A 3,033-nucleotide genomic window follows, 5' to 3' on the forward strand; every position below is an offset into this window, starting at 1 on the left:
GTTACGCTTTGCTAACCCACCCTACTAGACTTTAAGCAAACTAATTAAAATACCGAAAATTTTAGACAAATTATTGATAGAATATTCCTCCAAATCTACAGTTATAGTTTCGGACTCTAGCTCTAAAAATTGCCAAACTGTTCCCGTTGTCACAACACCATAAATTTTATTAATATTGTTGCCTTTTCTTTGATTAAAAATTTGAGCAGCTAGCATCTCTGCAATACATTGAGAAAAACCAGATTTCAGATTATCGTTTTTGGCTTCTACCAGAGCAATAACTGGCGCTTCAATCACAAGTTGTCTGGTAGAATGACTAATAATAAAATCACAAAAACCATTTAAACCTTGGTCAGAATTAACGTTAAATTCTATTCCTGAAAAAATGCTAATTTGATTATTTAGTTGTTTCTTTACTTCTACTAAAATTGGTGCAACAATTAACTCAGAACGTGCTTTTTCTGAACCAATAGCAACTGCTAAAGGTATATAATCTTGGAAAAGTTCTTGTAATATTTTACTAGGTACAACTTCTGGTAAATTGTTGAATTTACCCCGAAGTTCGACTAAATTTAGATTAAAATTTGTTAGTAGTTCATCTAAGTTAAATTTACTGTAAGACATTTTTAAATAATTAATAATTAACAATTAATAATTAATAATTGCCTCTTCTTATTAAATAAGAGGATTGGCTAAAAGGAATCAATAAACCAGGTCTCTGAGTTATAAGCATTCAGCTCTTAGCAGTCAGCTAGAGCGCAAATAATGGATAATTATTTATAAGGTTAAAGACCTTAATTTGGCAGTAACTTTTAATTCTCTCTCAATTGATAAATTGCTTTTACCTCTTCCTCTTATTTTTCTCCTATTAGTAGTTGATAGCTAATAGCTGATGGCTGTTTGCGCAGCATTCCGGAGGAAATGCTTACTCTGAGTTTGTCTGCGTAACTCCTGATTATACAGCAAATTACAAGTATCTGAAGTACAAATATTAATAATTAAATCTTCCCAGTCCGAGCATCTTGCTCGCGAGCAAGATGCTTCCTCGCGTGGGTGTACCTCACTGAAGTGGAATACGCTGTATTATAAAATAACACCTACCTTACAAATAATATTAATTACTAACTGGAAAACCAATCATTTCTAAAATTTTAGATAAGTTGGAAAAGCGATCGCTCTTTTTCTTTACAAAAAGAGGTAATTATTAATTATTCATTATTAATTGTTAATTATTAATTATTGACATAAACTATTACCACCAATTGTTTTCATCATCTCATTTTTAGGACAATCACAAAATGGAAATTAAAGCAGCAGTAGCTTTTGAATCTGGTAAACCATTAAGCATAGAAACCGTTAATTTAGAAAGTCCACAAGCTGGAGAAGTAATGATAGAAATTAAAGCAACCGGAATTTGTCATACCGATGCTTATACTCTTTCTGGTGCAGACCCTGAAGGTTTATTTCCTAGCATTTTGGGACATGAAGGAGCTGGAGTCGTTGTTGAAGTTGGAGCAAATGTCACTAGCGTCAAACCAGGAGACCATGTTATCCCTCTATACACCCCAGAATGTCGTCAGTGTGAGTATTGTCTCAGCATGAAAACTAATTTATGTCAAGCAATTCGTACTACTCAAGGTCGTGGTGTAATGCCAAATGGTACCAGTAGATTTTCATTAAATGGTGAAATGATTCATCATTATATGGGTACTTCAACCTTTGCAAACTATACAGTATTACCAGAAATTGCAGTAGCAAAAATTCGCAAAGATGCTCCTTTTGATAAGGTTTGCTATATCGGTTGTGGAGTAACAACTGGCATTGGAGCTGTTATTAATACGGCAAAAGTTGAAGCTGGTGCAAAAGTAATTGTATTTGGTTTAGGTGGCATTGGTTTAAATGTAATTCAAGGTGCCAGAATGGTAGGTGCTGATATGATTGTTGGGGTTGATATTAATCCTAGTAAACGTGAATTAGCTGAAAAATTTGGCATGACACATTTTGTTAATTCTAGGGAAGTAGAAGGCGATCTAGTTCCTTATTTAGTTGATTTAACAAAAGGTGGTGCTGACTATACTTTTGAATGTATTGGTAATGTTAATGTGATGCGTCAAGCTTTAGAATCTTGTCATAAAGGTTGGGGTGTTAGTGTCATTATTGGTGTAGCTGGTGCGGGACAGGAAATTAGTACTCGTCCGTTTCAGTTAGTAACAGGAAGGGTGTGGAAAGGTACAGCTTTTGGAGGTGCGAGGGGTCGTACAGATGTACCGAAAATTGTTGATTGGTATATGGAGGGAAAGATTAATATTGATGATTTAATTACTCATGTTATGCCAGTGGAAAAAATTAATGATGCTTTTGATTTGATGCACGAAGGTAAGTCTATTCGTAGTGTTGTGACTTTTTAGAAGGAGACAGAAAGAACGACAAGTATTTTTCTTTTGTACCAGATTTAGGGATGACTAGAATATATTGGGTATTAAATGAATTATTATTAGGTATAGAGTATTAAGTTTTCAGTTATCAAATAATATCCTTGATACTTAATTTCAAATCAGAGAATTATTTAATGAAGTATAGCGTTATTGGGAATTGGTATTACACTGAGAGTACTTTATCAATCAATTTATTTATAGTTTATTAGAAATCTAAATAAGTTAAGGTTTAACAACAGTTTTCCAAGATTTTTATATAAATTATCAGAGGTTTTTATTATAGTATTTTACTTAGGGTTTGCTGAAAAAGTCTTTTAGTAGGGGTAGGAGACAGGAGAAATGGGAATGAGCGAAGGGGCAGGATTAAGAATTGTCCTAAGATTGTTCTGCTCAACTATGTGCCTAAAATACGCTCCTTTTTGAGCGTTTTAGACTGAAAAACTTGCACTTTTTTTGACTCCAAACAGGCTAAAGTCTTTATATGTCAATGTTTTGAGATTTAATCAGCAAGCCCTACTTAATACCAATAAGTGAAATAAAAAGATTTTGCATAAAATGTCCCTTTGACAAAGCGGTGCGACCCCGCGACGACGCTAGT

Annotated in this window: 2 protein-coding genes; one reads left to right on the forward strand and one right to left on the reverse strand. The window is 33.7% G+C overall.

Annotated elements, in window-relative coordinates; translation table 11 throughout:
• Positions 1-24 precede the first annotated feature (24 nt).
• A complete protein-coding gene (locus tag AC3DU7_RS29860) occupies positions 25-624 on the reverse strand; it encodes a hypothetical protein (RefSeq protein ID WP_488042870.1) in 600 nt (199 codons plus the stop codon).
• A 674-nt stretch (positions 625-1,298) separates the two neighbouring features.
• Here AC3DU7_RS29860 and AC3DU7_RS29865 point away from each other — a divergent pair.
• Positions 1,299-2,408: an S-(hydroxymethyl)glutathione dehydrogenase/class III alcohol dehydrogenase gene (locus tag AC3DU7_RS29865; RefSeq protein ID WP_488042871.1), complete on the forward strand. Its 1,110-nt coding sequence runs from the start codon at positions 1,299-1,301 to the stop codon at positions 2,406-2,408.
• Positions 2,409-3,033: the final 625 nt, after the last annotated feature.

This window comes from Okeania sp. (genome assembly GCF_983059655.1).